The sequence below is a fragment of the Ruegeria sp. SCSIO 43209 genome, assembly GCF_019904295.1.
Classification (GTDB): Bacteria; Pseudomonadota; Alphaproteobacteria; order Rhodobacterales; family Rhodobacteraceae; genus Ruegeria.
Genome location: NZ_CP065359.1, coordinates 1,028,744 through 1,042,799, shown reverse-complemented (window position 1 = coordinate 1,042,799; position 14,056 = coordinate 1,028,744). Strand labels below are relative to the sequence as shown.

11 protein-coding genes are annotated in these 14,056 nt (G+C 56.5%); 4 read left to right on the top strand and 7 right to left on the bottom strand.

The window, feature by feature from the left end:
• Window positions 1–28: 28 nt before the first annotated feature.
• Window positions 29–874, bottom strand: coding sequence for a hypothetical protein (locus I5192_RS05275; RefSeq protein WP_170396586.1), 846 nt, complete (start codon window positions 872–874; stop codon window positions 29–31).
• 425 nt (window positions 875–1,299) lie between these two features.
• On the opposite strand from I5192_RS05275, the gene I5192_RS05270 reads away from it, so the two are divergent.
• The 4 genes from I5192_RS05270 to I5192_RS05255 all read left to right on the top strand — a co-directional run bounded on the left by I5192_RS05270 (window position 1,300) and on the right by I5192_RS05255 (window position 5,989).
• Window positions 1,300–3,051, top strand: a complete 1,752-nt coding sequence (locus I5192_RS05270) for an acetolactate synthase 3 large subunit (protein WP_223117913.1) — start codon at window positions 1,300–1,302, stop codon at window positions 3,049–3,051.
• 73 nt (window positions 3,052–3,124) lie between these two features.
• Window positions 3,125–4,396, top strand: a complete 1,272-nt coding sequence (locus I5192_RS05265) for a glycosyltransferase family 87 protein (RefSeq protein ID WP_170626685.1) — start codon at window positions 3,125–3,127, stop codon at window positions 4,394–4,396.
• Window positions 4,393–4,953 (top strand): acetolactate synthase small subunit, encoded by a 561-nt coding sequence (gene ilvN / locus I5192_RS05260; protein ID WP_170396580.1) that lies wholly within the window; start codon window positions 4,393–4,395, stop codon window positions 4,951–4,953. Before I5192_RS05265 ends, ilvN begins: the two co-directional genes overlap by 4 nt.
• 301 nt (window positions 4,954–5,254) lie before the next feature.
• Entirely contained in the window at window positions 5,255–5,989 is a 735-nt protein-coding gene (locus I5192_RS05255; protein WP_255612070.1) for a helix-turn-helix transcriptional regulator, read from the top strand.
• Here I5192_RS05255 and I5192_RS05250 read toward each other — a convergent pair.
• From I5192_RS05250 to I5192_RS05225, 6 genes are all read right to left on the bottom strand, one after another.
• Window positions 5,986–6,783 carry a DUF2189 domain-containing protein gene (locus tag I5192_RS05250; protein WP_170396570.1) on the bottom strand — a complete coding sequence of 266 codons (798 nt, stop codon included), beginning with the start codon at window positions 6,781–6,783 and terminating at the stop codon, window positions 5,986–5,988. The two genes, I5192_RS05255 and I5192_RS05250, sit on opposite strands and share 4 nt — an antisense overlap.
• A gap of 28 nt (window positions 6,784–6,811) precedes the next feature.
• Entirely contained in the window at window positions 6,812–8,209 is a 1,398-nt protein-coding gene (locus I5192_RS05245; protein ID WP_223117912.1) for an amidase, read from the bottom strand.
• A gap of 118 nt (window positions 8,210–8,327) precedes the next feature.
• Entirely contained in the window at window positions 8,328–9,035 is a 708-nt protein-coding gene (locus I5192_RS05240) for a M50 family metallopeptidase (RefSeq protein WP_223117911.1), read from the bottom strand.
• Window positions 9,036–10,163 carry a peptide chain release factor 2 gene (gene prfB / locus I5192_RS05235; RefSeq protein ID WP_223117910.1) on the bottom strand — a complete coding sequence of 376 codons (1,128 nt, stop codon included), beginning with the start codon at window positions 10,161–10,163 and terminating at the stop codon, window positions 9,036–9,038. It abuts the gene before it with no gap.
• An 89-nt stretch (window positions 10,164–10,252) separates the two neighbouring features.
• The gene (locus I5192_RS05230) at window positions 10,253–12,739 is read right to left on the bottom strand and encodes a penicillin-binding protein 1A (protein ID WP_170612330.1); all 2,487 of its coding nucleotides are present in this window, start codon (window positions 12,737–12,739) and stop codon (window positions 10,253–10,255) included.
• Between the two features lie 95 nt (window positions 12,740–12,834).
• The gene (locus I5192_RS05225) at window positions 12,835–14,055 is read right to left on the bottom strand and encodes an N-acetylmuramoyl-L-alanine amidase (RefSeq protein ID WP_170512067.1); all 1,221 of its coding nucleotides are present in this window, start codon (window positions 14,053–14,055) and stop codon (window positions 12,835–12,837) included.
• Window position 14,056: the final 1 nt, after the last annotated feature.

Here is a 14,056-nt window from a genome sequence, read left to right as displayed (position 1 = left end):
CCAACCTCGGGCCCGAGACTAGCACAAATCAGTCAAGCAGTTGATCACCCCGCAACCCTTCACGCTCATAATGATGCGGCAGCACACGGCCATAGAGTTGACGGGTCCGCTCCACCCCACCACACATGCCTTCGGTTTCGACAAACGAAAAGATACCAACATAGCGTTTCCGTTGTCCTTCAACCGGCGCTACCCGGTGCAAGGCATAGCGCCCCTTGAATATCTGCAGGTCGCCCGGTTGCAGTTCCAGTTGGTGTACGCCCCTCCTGCTGCCATCCAAAATCGCAGCGACGCCTTTGAAATTCTCGTCTTCACTGGTCCGCAGATTGGGTGCGTATTCGAATGCACCGCCCTCCTCGCCATTCTGGATTGCCAGCGTCACGGTGTAATTATTGGTGTCAAAATGCCACGGAAAGCCGCCTCCCTTCTCGACCACATTGATGATCACATCCGCCAACGGGTCATCATATCGGAAGAACCGATCCTCCGGCTCGTTCAAAGCCATGCGGATGAAAGGCATGAAACCTTCATACTGATAAATACGCCGCAGCGGGCTTGTGACAGGGAAGTTGTCAGCCGGAACAAAGGCGTTTGATCGGTCATAAAAACGTCGGATTGGATGACCGATCCCGTAACTGGGATCATCCTGCGTAAAATAGGCATTCGTGCGATTGAACGAGCGATGCGCTTTGGGAGCGACGTGATCGGCTTCAGCGATCAGTTTCCCTAGGCCATCTTCATGCACAAAGCCGGGGAGGACCGCACATCCATCAACTTCCAGATCCCGCCTCAGGTCCGCGATCAGCTGCCTGTACCCGTATGAATCAGGCCGATCGATCGGATAGCGCCCCAGATCCACAAGATCGTGCAGCATGTCTGACCTCCCGATTTAGCGCTGTTTTCACCAGCCTGCCTCAGCATCGGGCGCTGCTCTGGTCTGTTTCAGACATGGGCCTGACGCAATCAGACCACTGTTGATCACCCGATCGCCCACCAATGTACGGCGAATTTTCGCGGATATTTCTCGACCTGCGTCATTTTGCGCAACAAAATATCAAATCCCACAAGCCCAGACTTACAATATTTTTGTATTTGCCTGTTGACGCCCCTTCCCCTCAACCATAATGTCCCTGCACGCAAAGAAGGAGCCTCTGGCGATGAAAGCGCTAGTCGTAATCGTAGGAAACACGCGCATGGGCCTGTAACGGTAAACCATAATCGAACCCATGCGCCTCCGAAAATCTCGGGGGCTTTTTTTTGGCAACACGCAAGACACATGTCGCGAACGGAGCAAAGCAGATGACACGTGAGATGACCGGCGCAAAGATGGTGGTTCAGGCCCTCAAGGATCAGGGCGTGGACACGGTATTCGGATACCCCGGTGGCGCCGTCCTACCGATCTATGACGAGATCTTTCTGCAAAATGACATCCGTCACATTCTGGTACGGCATGAGCAAGGTGCGGTACATGCTGCCGAAGGCTATGCCCGCTCGACCGGCAAGCCGGGCGTTGCTTTGGTCACATCCGGTCCTGGCGCGACCAATGCCGTGACCGGCTTGACCGATGCGTTGTTGGATTCAATTCCGATCGTTGTTCTGACCGGTCAGGTTCCGACCTTCATGATTGGCTCTGACGCCTTTCAGGAAGCCGACACTGTGGGCATCACGCGCCCCTGCACCAAGCACAACTGGTTGGTGAAGGATACGGACTCGCTGGCGGCAACTATGCACGAAGCCTTCCATGTGGCCACTTCCGGTCGCCCCGGCCCCGTGCTCGTTGACATTCCGAAAGACGTTCAGTTCGCCTCGGGTGAATACACGACGCCAAAACCGTCGACCTCTCACTATCAGCCAGTATTGAAGGGCGATCTGGAAGAAATCACGGAGCTTGTTGCAGCAATCGAGACCGCAAAGAAGCCAGTCTTCTATACCGGTGGTGGCGTTATCAATTCTGGTCCAGCTGCCAGCCAGCTGCTGCGCGAACTGGTGGATGCAACCGGCTTTCCGATCACTTCGACTCTGATGGGGCTTGGGGCCTATCCGGCCTCTGGCGAAAACTGGATCGGTATGCTTGGGATGCATGGGCTCTACGAGGCCAACATGGCGATGCATGATTGCGATCTGATGATTAACATCGGCGCGCGATTTGATGACCGTATCACCGGCCGGATCGATGCGTTCTCGCCGAACTCAATCAAAGCCCATGTAGATATCGACCCTTCGTCGATCAACAAAGTTATCCGTGTCGACATCCCAATAGTTGGCGATGTTGCCCACGTGCTTGAGGATATTCTGAAAGTCTGGAAAGCACGCGGTCGCAAAACAGACGCTGCCAATATCAAGCAGTGGCAAGACCAGATTAACGAATGGCGCAAGGTCAACTGCCTTGCGTTCACAAACAGCGAGAAGACCATCAAGCCGCAATACGCGCTGCAACGGCTTGAAGAGCTGACGAAGAAATACGACCGCTATGTCACAACCGAGGTTGGACAGCACCAGATGTGGGCGGCGCAATACCTGGGTTTTGAAGACCCCAACCGCTGGATGACCTCGGGCGGTCTGGGCACCATGGGCTATGGTTTCCCCGCCTCGATCGGTGTGCAAATGGCACATCCCGATGCGCTGGTCATCAACGTGGCCGGTGAGGCCTCGTGGCTGATGAACATGCAGGAAATGGGCACGGCCGCGCAGTACCGCCTGCCCGTGAAGCAGTTCATTCTGAATAACGAGCGGCTGGGAATGGTGCGCCAATGGCAAGAGCTGCTGCACGGCGAACGCTATTCGCATTCGTGGTCCGAGGCCCTGCCCGATTTCGTCAAGCTCGCTGAAGCCTTTGGTGCCAAGGGTATCCTGTGTTCCGACCCGGCCGATCTGGACGACGCGATCATCGAGATGATCAATTACGACGGTCCGGTCATCTTCGACTGCGTGGTCGAAAAGCACGAGAATTGCTTCCCGATGATCCCATCGGGCAAGGCCCACAATGAGATGCTGCTGGGCGAAGCCGAAACGCAAGGTGTTATCCAAGCTGGTGGAGCTGTGCTTGTTTGAGCACCGCTTTGCCACATCTAGGTCAAATGCCGGAGCTAAGGTCGCCGCACGTGACATGAAAAAGGGTTAGATCATGCGTGATCTCAGCAGTCAGTTCTCAGCCAGAGCTTCGAGCCCGGAAGAGAATTTGTCGATATTCACCGGCCGTCGCGGTTGGCAAGTGGGGCTCATGGTTCCACTCTTCGTTCTAGCGTTGATATTGTTCTGGGTCGGCACAGGCTGGTATGCCGTTGTTGATCAAGGAAAAATGGCGTTATCCGTTGATTTCAAGGTGTTCTGGGCTGCAGGTCACCTCGCGCATTTAGGCGAACCGCTTGCGGCATTTGATATCGACAGATTGTCGGAAATACACGAAGCGTCCAAGGAAGACGATTGGATGCCTTGGTCTTATCCTCCCTCATTCCTTGTCGCACTCCAACCACTCGGGGCATTGTCGTTTTCTCCGGCTTGGGCGATTTTCACAGCGATTTCAATTGTCGCGATGTTTCTTGCTGTGCGGCCATTTTCCTGCGGAATCGTACCGGTTTGGTTTGCTTTTGCACTCTCCCCCGCCATGTTGCCAAACTTGTATATGGGGCAGACCACAACCCTTTGGGCAGCAGGCCTTCTGGCCGCACTAGCGGCGCTAAAGAACGACCGCTTCGTACTAGCAGGGTTCTTTATTGGATTGCTGACGCTTAAACCCCAACTCGGCCTGCTCATACCGCTTGCGCTTTTGGCAAGCGGTGCGTGGAAGACGATCATATCAGCAACGGTCACGACGGTGGTCTTGTCCGTTCTGGCCACTCTGGTCGTTGGCGTCGAATATTGGACCGAAATGCGCAACATGATGGGCGTTCACTTTGAAGAGATACGAAGCTCAATCCACCTGAATACGGTCATGCTTAGCCCTTATTCCTTGCTGGCCAGCATAGGTGTGCCAGAAACGCTCGCGCTTGCGATGCAATGGACTTTGACAGTGTTGTCTGGAATTGCAGTCTTCGTTGCATGGCGCAGCCCAAGGGTAGGTTTTGACTTGCGGGTAGCGGTGCTCTTTCTGGGTATTTCCATGTCTACACCGTACTTCTGGTTCTATGAATCTGGGCTGCTTGCAATCGTTGCATTGTTCCTGCTTCGAGCTGGCGTCCTGACAACTTCTCCATGGCGTCTGGTACTGGCCGCCGCAATGTGGATCGGTATCGGACCAGCAACACATATGGTGCTTTTCAAGATGACCGAGATATTGTCTTTGCGCCTCGTGTTTGCCCCGATTCTAATACTGGCTTGCGTAGTTTGCCTCCAAGCGCTGATCTCTGCGCTACGAAAGCCCGAAGAAACTTATGTCCAAGATGAGGTCTATCAATGACTCCGCTAAACATCGTCAAAGGCTCCACCCGCCATTCTGCATATAACCTACGCCCGACATTCTCGGACGTGCAGGAACAACACACGATCGCGGTGCTGGTTGAAAACGAACCGGGGGTTCTGGCCCGCGTAATTGGTCTGTTCTCGGGTCGTGGCTATAATATTGAAAGTCTAACGGTTGCTGAGGTTGACCATACCGGGCATCTCAGCCGAATTACCATCGTCACCACCGGCACCCCACAAGTGATCGAGCAGATCAAGGCGCAGCTTGGACGCATCGTGTCGGTCCGTGACGTGCATGATCTGACAGTCGAAGGTGCTTCGGTCGAGCGCGAGTTGGCGATCATAAAGGTTGTGGGTGAAGGCGATAAACGGGTCGAAGCCCTGCGACTGGCCGACATTTTCCGGGCCAATGTCGTCGATAGTACGCTGAATTCGTTCATCTTCGAGATCACCGGTGCACCGGACAAGATCGATGCCTTTGCCGATCTGATGCGCCCTCTTGGCTTGATTGAAATCGCCCGTACCGGAGTTGCAGCCCTGTTGCGCGGTGACTAAGCCCCATTTCCGCCCTGGGACTGAATTCATTCTTGGGGCGGCGGCCTGCTTGGCCATTGTGCCCTGCTAATCTCAAAAAGGCTTAATGCGTTCATCATATATGAGCAACGGCATGAAAAAGATCATGCAAATAGGCTGAAAGCCTATTGATTTTGCTTATCATCAGACTAGCCTGTGACGCGTAGCGAGGCGCTTTGCAGCACCCGTTGGGGTCAACTTTACGATTTCTGAATACTGCGCGGTCGCTGTGCCGCCGTAAACCTGTTTTTGCTGAAGATACAAACGGAAATCTGGGACAGAAGTGACCGACATCAATCGCAGCCCCGCAGAATTGCGCAGCATGTTCGGAGCCAACCTCAGGCAGCTCGCAAACAGTTATCGGTCGGTTTCAGAGCTTTGCCGCCAATTGGGCATCAATCGAACGCAGTTTAATCGCTATCTGTCAGGTGAAAGTTTTCCCAGGCCGGATGTGCTGGACCGGATGTGTCGATTCTTCGATATCGACGCGCGTATCCTGCTGAAACCTTTGGATGAAATAGAACCGGTCGCCGCTCATCCCGCATCAGAAATCATCGATCGATTTCTCGTCACCGGGTCAGAAAAAACCATGGCGACCGGATTTTATCACGCCGCTGAGGCCCCGCCAAACCGACGCGAACCAACACTGCACCGGCTGCTGTTTATCCGCCGCATTAGGCATTGCACCTTGCTGCGCAGCTATGAGCCCTTGTCCCATATGCCGAAATGCTCCGCGCCCATGCGTGAGGTTCAGGGCATCGTTTCTCATATCGGCGGACAAGTCTGCGCATTGATGTCCCGGCCCGGCGCACAGGATTGCAGAATGATGGTTCTGAACCTTCCGCCTGAATGGGCACCTCAGGAATGGTCGGGTTATGTGTATCGGTTGGCCGGTGGCAGTGGATCCGATGTAAGACGGCTTACGCTGCATCACCTTGGGCATGATTTGTCCGCAGCACTGCAATCGGCCCGAAAGGCGCACAATTCATCAGGGCCTGACTTAAACGGACAGATTTAAGAGGGTGTCGGCTGAGCAGCCCCGGACGGATCGTTGTCCAAGATCAAGCGATAAAGATGCCAGCTGGCATGCCCCAGCAAAGGCAGGACGATAAACAGGCCCAGGAACCAAGGGATCATCGCCAAAAAAGTGATGATCGCGATGAAGGCCCCCCACGCCAGCATCACACCCATGTTCGCTTTGACATAGGCAAAGCTGGTGATCATCGCGGTCACAAAATCCAGCTCACGATCCAGCAGCATAGGAATCGACAGCACGGTGATCATGTACAGAATGATTGCAAATACGGCCCCGACCAGTGTGCCCAGTACCAACATGCTCAGCCCATTCGGGGTCAGGAACACCTCAAATGATGTTGAAATATTGGTCATCGTCGACAGCCCCATGAACAGGGCAAAGATCATGTGGCCCAGAAAGAACCAGAACAGAAAGATCACCACGATAATGGCGCAGATCGACGGCAGTTGCCTTCGGCTTTGCTGTATGACCACGCCGAAGATCGCACCGGGATTCAACGGCTCACCCTGTTCCAGCCGGTGCGAGACCTCATATAATCCCACGGCAGCAAACGGCCCGATCAGGGGAAAGCCGATCGCAGCCAAAACCAGCCAGAACGACGTTCCCGTCTGCAGCGTGACCCACGCCATCAGCCACCCGGCCAGCACGTAGAAGCCTGCGAACAGAAGTCCGAAAAGCGGCGCGCGGCGATAATCCTGCCAAGCTCGGCGTAACGCTTCTTTCAGCATCGCGGTATCAACGGGTTTCAGCGTCGGCACACCAAAGGGTTTGTCCATTCTTGTTTTCTCCTCCCGGGCGGTTGTTCTACATGGCGGGTCGTTTCTGAGGCCAAAGCGTTGCAGAATGATATGCCGCCCCAATCGACAAGATCCGCGCATCTGCACCACGCGGACCGAACAGCTGCATTCCCATCGGCAGCCCTTGTGCTCCAAAACCGACAGGCGCACCCAGACAGGGCAACCCCAAAAGGCTGACGGGTGTCACGACCTGCATCCAGCGATGGTAGGTATCCATCCCCTGCCCCTTGATTTCGGTTGGGTACGGCGTTTCAAGTTCGAACGGCCAGACCGGCGCTGCGGGCAACACCAAGGCGTCATAGTCTTCGAAAAGCTCCACCGCCCGCTTGTGCCAGTCAGACCGGTTCACACTGGCCCGGTGCACATCCATCGCGCTGAGCGCCAGGCCGCGCTCCAACTCCCATTGCGCGGTATCTTTGAGTGATGATTTCTTCTTGGCCAAAGGCTCCAACCCTGCGGCCACTGACCAGGAGCGCAGAGTAATCCAACTGTCCCAGATCAGGTCCGCGTCAAACGGTGGTGCAAGCGCCTCAACGCGCGCACCGCGTTCTTCGAAAACGTGCAACGCATCGCGGCATAGCGCGAGGATACCCTCTTCGCACGGAAACGCCCCGCCCCAGTCGCCCAACCAGCCTATGCGCATCCCTGTCAGATCAGCCGCTTGAACGGGCGACACGCGCTCGACCTCTGTGCTTAATGGCATCCTTGGATCGGGGCCGGATATGACGTCAAGCAATAGCCCGATGTCTTCAGGGCTGCGCGCCATAGGCCCCAGAGTTGAAAGCTGATGCAGATAACCGTCCCCCACTGGCTCAGACGGAACGCGCCCCCAACTTGGCCTGAACCCGTATACGTTGTTCCATGCGGCCGGGTTGCGCAGGCTGCCCATCATGTCCGAGCCGTCCGCCAGCGCCAGCATTCCCGTCGCCAACGCCACTGCTGCACCGCCCGACGAACCTCCACAGGTTTTCGTGGGATCATAAGGGTTGCGTGTTGCACCATAGACAGGATTGAACGTGTGCGAACCCAGTCCGAATTCCGGCGTGTTGGTCTTACCGATCAGAATTGCCCCAGCAGCCCTTAGCCGGGCGGCCAGCAGATCGTCAGTTTGCGGCACATGATCCTTGAACAATGGCGAACCCTGCGTCGAAGTGATCCCTGCCACATTTACCAGATCTTTCACCGCTATCGGCAACCCGTGCAGCGCGCCGCGAGGTGACGCGGCATCCGCCGCCCGCGCCTCGGCCATCAAAGCGTCTTCATCCCGCAGCGCGACAATCGCGTTTACCTCACCGTTCACCTGGGCGATCCGATCCAGCGTCGCGCGCATCAGTTCTGCAGCTGAAAGCTGTCGGCGGGACAAGGCGTCAAGAATGTCCGTCGCGGATGCTCTGGTCAAATCCATGCGGGTTGGTCCTTTGGCTGCTCGTCATCAGCCTAGCGACGTGCTCGGACCATTTAAAGCCACTGTTTAAATGTATCTTTTTAGAATTTCGCGAAGAAGAGCGGCGCAAGAGAGCGCATCATCTGATCCTGAGGTCGATCCGCACATTGCTATTGCGGCCCAGCACATTCTTCAGACCAAAGACGATCATCACCAGACTAAGCACCAGCCACAACCCGCCCCACATCATGGTGGTTCCGCCGAATTCTTCAGCCAGCATATATGCATCTGATCGCAATCCCGCGCGTCGGATCGTGTCATCGAAAATGTCAAACGGAACGTAGATCATGCTGGTCAGCCCGATGACCCGTAGAATCAGATCACACAGGTTGCGGTTCAGGAACCACGCGGTGGCCAGCATCACCGCTCCACAGCCCGCGCTGAACGCCATGGCAAACGGTTCCCGGATATACAGGAGCGCAACAATCAGCATGACTCCCCCAAAGAGACCAAGCGCAGCCCGATCGGCATTGGTGCGCAGGGCGATCATCAGCAGGCCCATCCCAAGCATCAAGGACCCAAGATATCCCGCTGACAGACTGACAAACCGATTGCCTCCTCGGCCAATAACCAGGCCACCTTGTTGTGGAGAGACCGAGAAACTTTCAACCGAACCACCGGTCAGGATAATGGCACCGGCATGCGAAAGCTCATGCAGGAACACAACCAGGATTTTCAACGGAAGCACCAGCATCGTGTTCCAGAACACAAACACCAACGCGACAATTGCGATCAATTGCCAGTGGCCTTTGATCAGGTTCACAGCCGAGGTCAGGGACTGCCGCAATTAGCCGTCGCCCTGTGCCTCGGACCGGCTTTTGCCCGAGACATTCAGGGCCAGTGTCGCCGCCATGAAACCATCCAGATCACCATCCAGCACACCCTTGGTGTCCGATGTCTCGTGATTGGTCCGCAAGTCTTTGACCATCTGATAGGGCTGCAGCACGTAAGACCGGATCTGGTTGCCCCAGCCTGCATCACCCTTTGCTTCGTGGGCGGCGTTGATCTCGGCGTTTCTGCGATCCAGCTCTTGCTGGTACAGCCGGGACTTGAGCGCCTTCATGGCAATATCTCGGTTCTGGTGTTGCGATTTCTCGGAACTGGTCACCACGATTCCGGTTGGAATATGCGTGATCCGAACGGCCGAGTCCGTCGTGTTCACGTGCTGACCGCCCGCGCCGGACGAGCGATAGGTGTCGACGCGGATATCGGCCGGGTTCACCTCAATCTCTATATTGTCATCCACCACAGGATAAACCCAGACCGAACTGAACGAGGTATGACGCTTGGCCGCCGAGTCGAACGGAGAGATACGCACCAGACGGTGCACGCCACTTTCCGATTTCAACCAGCCATAGGCGTTGTGGCCAGTTATCTTGTAGGCGGCGGACTTGATCCCCGCCTCTTCCCCCGCTGTCTCGGATTGCAGTTCGACCGTATAGCCCTTTTTCTCGGCCCAGCGGACATACATCCGCGCCAGCATCGAGGCCCAGTCGCAGCTTTCCGTACCGCCCGCGCCCGAGTTGATCTCAAGGAAGGTATCATTGCCGTCCGCCTCGCCATCAAGCAGCGCCTCAAGCTCTTTCTTTGCGGCCTTGGTCTTCAGCTTTTTGATCGCTTCTTCGGCGTCGGTCACGACCTCTTCGTCCTCTTCCATCTCGCCCAGTTCGATCAGCTCAATATTGTCGCTGAGATCGGTCTTGATGGATTCGTAGGTCTCGATGGCATCGACCAGCAACTGCCGTTCGCGCATCAATTTCTGCGCGTTCTCGGGATTGTCCCACAGGTTCGGATCTTCAACACGCGCGTTGAATTCCTCCAACCGGTGCGGCGCTGTTTCATAGTCCATGCGCTGCGCCAGCAGCTCCAGCGACTTTTCGATTTCCGCCACAATATTCTGGGTTTCGGCGCGCATGGTCAGGTCCCAACTTGCTCAATCAGGTGTGCGTGATAGCAAGAGGTGCGAGGCACCACAAGACGACTGAGCCGGGAAACTTGGGCGGATCAGTAAAGCCCGCCGCCCTGCAGATCGCCCTGGCTGGCATTGGGGCCAACCGTGATCGTATCCCCGGTTGAGGTGGTCACCTGACGGCCCGAACTTGCCTCTTCAAACAACGGCAGGTCAGATCCCATCGCGAAGCCACCGTCATAGACGCGATCGATAAAACCATCCACGCCATCACGGAAATACTCGGCGACCACATATTCTCCACTCGCGTCTTCTGGCAGGCGCGCGCCGCTGAACCGGTCAATCTTGATGAAATGGCCACCCGGAGGCACCTCGAACGGGCCACCGCCGTATTTCTCGACTGCTTTTTCCATAAAGCTTTGGAACACAGGACCGCACAAGGTGCCGCCGTAGGCCCCCCGGCCCATCGGGCGCGGGCGGTCATAACCGATGTAGCAACCGGCCACGATATTTGAGGTGAAACCGATGAACCACGCATCCTTGGATTCGTTCGTGGTGCCGGTCTTGCCCGCTGTGGGCACGGGCAGGTTCACAACACGTGATGCAGTGCCGCGATCAACCACGCCCTTCATCATCGACGTCAACTGGTAGGCGGTGATGGCATCCATGACCTGGCTGCGATCGGTGAGGATCGTGGGCGATTCATCAGGCTCAAGCCAGCTAGAGTTACAATCGACGCACTGGCGATCGTCATGGCGATAGATGGTCTTGCCAAACCGGTCCTGAATACGGTCGACCAACGTTGGTTCGACCCGTTCACCACCATTGGCGAACATCGCATAAGCAGCAACCATCTTATACAGCGTCGTCTCTTCTGACCCCAGCGAGTTCGCAAGGAACGCCCCCATCCGATCATAGACGCCAAACCGCTCGGCATAGCCCGCAACAACGGGCATGGTGACTTCTTGCGCCAGACGGATGGTCATCAAGTTCCGCGACTGTTCGATCCCGGTACGCAACGGGGTCGGACCATAAAACTTGTTCGTCGAGTTTTTGGGACGCCACAGGCCCTGCGGTGTATTCACCTCGATCGGCGCATCCACAACGATCGTCGCGGGGCTGTATCCGCTATCCAGAGCAGCGGCATAAACGAATGGCTTGAAGCTGGACCCGGGCTGGCGCTGCGCCTGAGTGGCGCGGTTGAACACGGTGTCCTGATACGAGAACCCACCCTGCATCGCCAGAACACGGCCCGAATTCACGTCCATCGCGACAAAGCCGCCCTGCACTTCTGGCACCTGACGGGCAGACCACTGCCCCTCTTCGCCAGCCATTACCAGAATGACATCGCCGCGTTTGAAATTGTCCTGGAAATTGCCCTGCATCCACTTGATGTCTTCGCGCGGGATTGTGCCATCTGCTGGGCCATCTTCGATCCCGACGGTCAGGGATTGGTCGGCCACGTTCAGAACAACGGCAGGATACCACTGCGTCGGCAGCACCACGTCGCGGGGGATTTCCATGATCGCCAGCGCCTCGCGCCACTGTGCTTCATCCGCCAGCTTCTCCTCGGCGATGACCTCGCCTGTGCCGCGCCACCGCCCGCGAGAGCGGTCGTATTTCTGCAGCGCCGTTCGCAGGGCTTTCGCCGCTTCGACCTGCATTTCCTCATCCACCGAGGCGCGTACGGTGAAACCGCCAGTGAAGAACTCACCCTCGCCAAAATCCTCGCTCAACTGGCGACGGATTTCGTCGGTGAAATAGTCACGCGGCGGCAGTGCAGTGCGGAAGCTTTCAAAATCCCCGTTCTGAACCGAACGCAAAGGCATCTCGACTTCGGTCTCATAGGTGGCCTGATCGATATAGCCGTTCTGCTGCATCTCGCGCAGCACATAGTTGCGGCGGTTCAGCAAACGTTCTTTCTGCCGCACAGGATGGTAGTCCGATGGTGCCTTGGGCATCGCCGCCAGCATCGCGGCTTCATGCGGGGTCAGTTCCTGCAGAGTTTTGTTGAAATAGGTCTGCGCAGCAGCGGTCACACCATAAGAGTTCTGACCCAGAAAGATCTCGTTCATATACAGCTCGAGGATCTGTTCCTTGTCCAAGGTATCCTCAAGCCGGGTGGCGAGGATAATTTCCTTGATCTTGCGCTCGGCCCGGCGATCACCGGACAAAAGGAAGTTCTTCATCACCTGCTGCGTGATGGTTGAAGCACCACGAACGGTTTCGCCTTTAGTGCGCACTGCCTCGACCCCGGCAGCAATGATCCCACGCGGGTCATAACCCTGATGAGTATAGAAGTTTTTATCTTCCGCCGAGATAAAGGCCTGTTTTACCAGATCGGGAATTTCCTCGGACGGCGTAAACAGGCGACGCTCCTGCGCAAATTCGTCGATCAGCTGGCCCTCACCCGAGTAAATCCGGCTGATCGTCGGTGGTTTGTATTGTGCCAATGATTCATGACTGGGCAGGTCTCGGCCATACATCCAGAACACCGCGCCAACGACCAGCGCGGCCATAAAAATACCTAAGGTCACGAGACTGAAAATTGCCCCGAAGAACGAAAGAATAAACCGGATCACGTTACTGCCTTTTACTCGCGATGACGCCTATATAGTGTCGCCCCCGCGCAGGGTCAAAACACGAAAGGCTACAATGGCTGTTTTGCGCCGCTGCGTCATTGTCCGATCAGAGATCGCTTCACCAGATCGTCCCGACGCCAGTTCTCAAGCCCCTGCACAAGCCCATGCGCCATGGATGCGCGCCAGTTTGGATCAGAGATGTTCTTGAAATCGCGCGGGCTGGACAAAAAACCCAACTCAACCAGAACCGATGGGATATCGGCTGCCTTCAACACCGAAAACGACGAAGAACGTAGCGGACGACGATTCATCGGGCCTCCCTGCTGCGTCATTCCATCCACCAGCGAGCGCGCCAGTGCGCTACTGCGTGGCACAGTCTCTTGCCGAGCCAGATCCAGCAACACATCAGCGACCTGATCGTCTGCACCGCTGAGATCAATACCTGCGATCAAATCACTCCGGTCATGCCGTTCGGCCAGCTTTTGACTGGCAACGTCTGAAGCTTCCTCTGAAAGAGTGTACACGACCGACCCATGCGCCAGCCCTTCGGAAAGCGAATCCGCATGCAGTGAGATAAACACGTCGGCCCCGGCCTGATGTGCCAGCGAGATACGGCGTTCGAGCGAGACGAATTGATCGTCAACACGCGTCATCACCACTTCGAAACCGCCGGTACGCAGCAGCGCCTCTCGCAGCTCTCGCGCGAAGGTCAGCATCAGTGTTTTCTCATTTGTATCAGCGAATTCTGCCCCGGGATCAATGCCGCCATGCCCGGGATCCAGCATGACCCGTACCGCCCGCACACCGTCGCGCCGTGGCAGTGCCGGTGTCACTGCGGGTTCCGGCAAATCCCAGCCGGGCTGACGCGGGGCACCTGCGCTGGCTGCAAAACTGTCAAAATCAGTGCCTTTTAGGTGCAGCGATAGTTGAGCAGTGCCCGTCGCCTGATCAACCCGCAGATCAGCTGTTTCCACCGCCAGCGGAGCGCCCAGCTCCAACACCAGACGCGACCAACCGGGCACGTACGCCCCGAATTGAACACCGCTGATCCGGCTGGTTTGCAGGAAGGTCTCGCGGTTCAGGCCAGACCAGTCGACCTCTTGAAAATCCAGCACCACGCGGTATGGATCGCGCAGTGTGAACACGCGGTATGGCACGCCTTGAGTCAGCCCAAGTTCGACCCTTACGCCGGTATTGCCATCATCGACGATGCCGCTCTGGTCCGGAAGGACGCGTGCAAGCGCGCTAAAGTCTTGCGCGACAGCAGCACCAGTCAGCGCCCAGATCAGGGCGATTGCGTAGAAAATCCTGCTCATG

What these genes read in the sequence shown, in the direction of transcription:
- I5192_RS05275 (WP_170396586.1), bottom strand. Translation starts at nt 874, where the DNA reads ATGCTGCACGATCTTGTGGATCTGGGGCGCTATCCGATCGATCGGCCT.
- I5192_RS05270 (WP_223117913.1), top strand. Translation starts at nt 1,300, where the DNA reads ATGACACGTGAGATGACCGGCGCAAAGATGGTGGTTCAGGCCCTCAAG.
- I5192_RS05265 (WP_170626685.1), top strand. Translation starts at nt 3,125, where the DNA reads ATGCGTGATCTCAGCAGTCAGTTCTCAGCCAGAGCTTCGAGCCCGGAA.
- ilvN (WP_170396580.1), top strand. Translation starts at nt 4,393, where the DNA reads ATGACTCCGCTAAACATCGTCAAAGGCTCCACCCGCCATTCTGCATAT.
- I5192_RS05250 (WP_170396570.1), bottom strand. Translation starts at nt 6,783, where the DNA reads ATGGACAAACCCTTTGGTGTGCCGACGCTGAAACCCGTTGATACCGCG.
- I5192_RS05245 (WP_223117912.1), bottom strand. Translation starts at nt 8,209, where the DNA reads ATGGATTTGACCAGAGCATCCGCGACGGACATTCTTGACGCCTTGTCC.
- prfB (WP_223117910.1), bottom strand. Translation starts at nt 10,163, where the DNA reads ATGCGCGCCGAAACCCAGAATATTGTGGCGGAAATCGAAAAGTCGCTG.
- I5192_RS05225 (WP_170512067.1), bottom strand. Translation starts at nt 14,055, where the DNA reads ATGAGCAGGATTTTCTACGCAATCGCCCTGATCTGGGCGCTGACTGGT.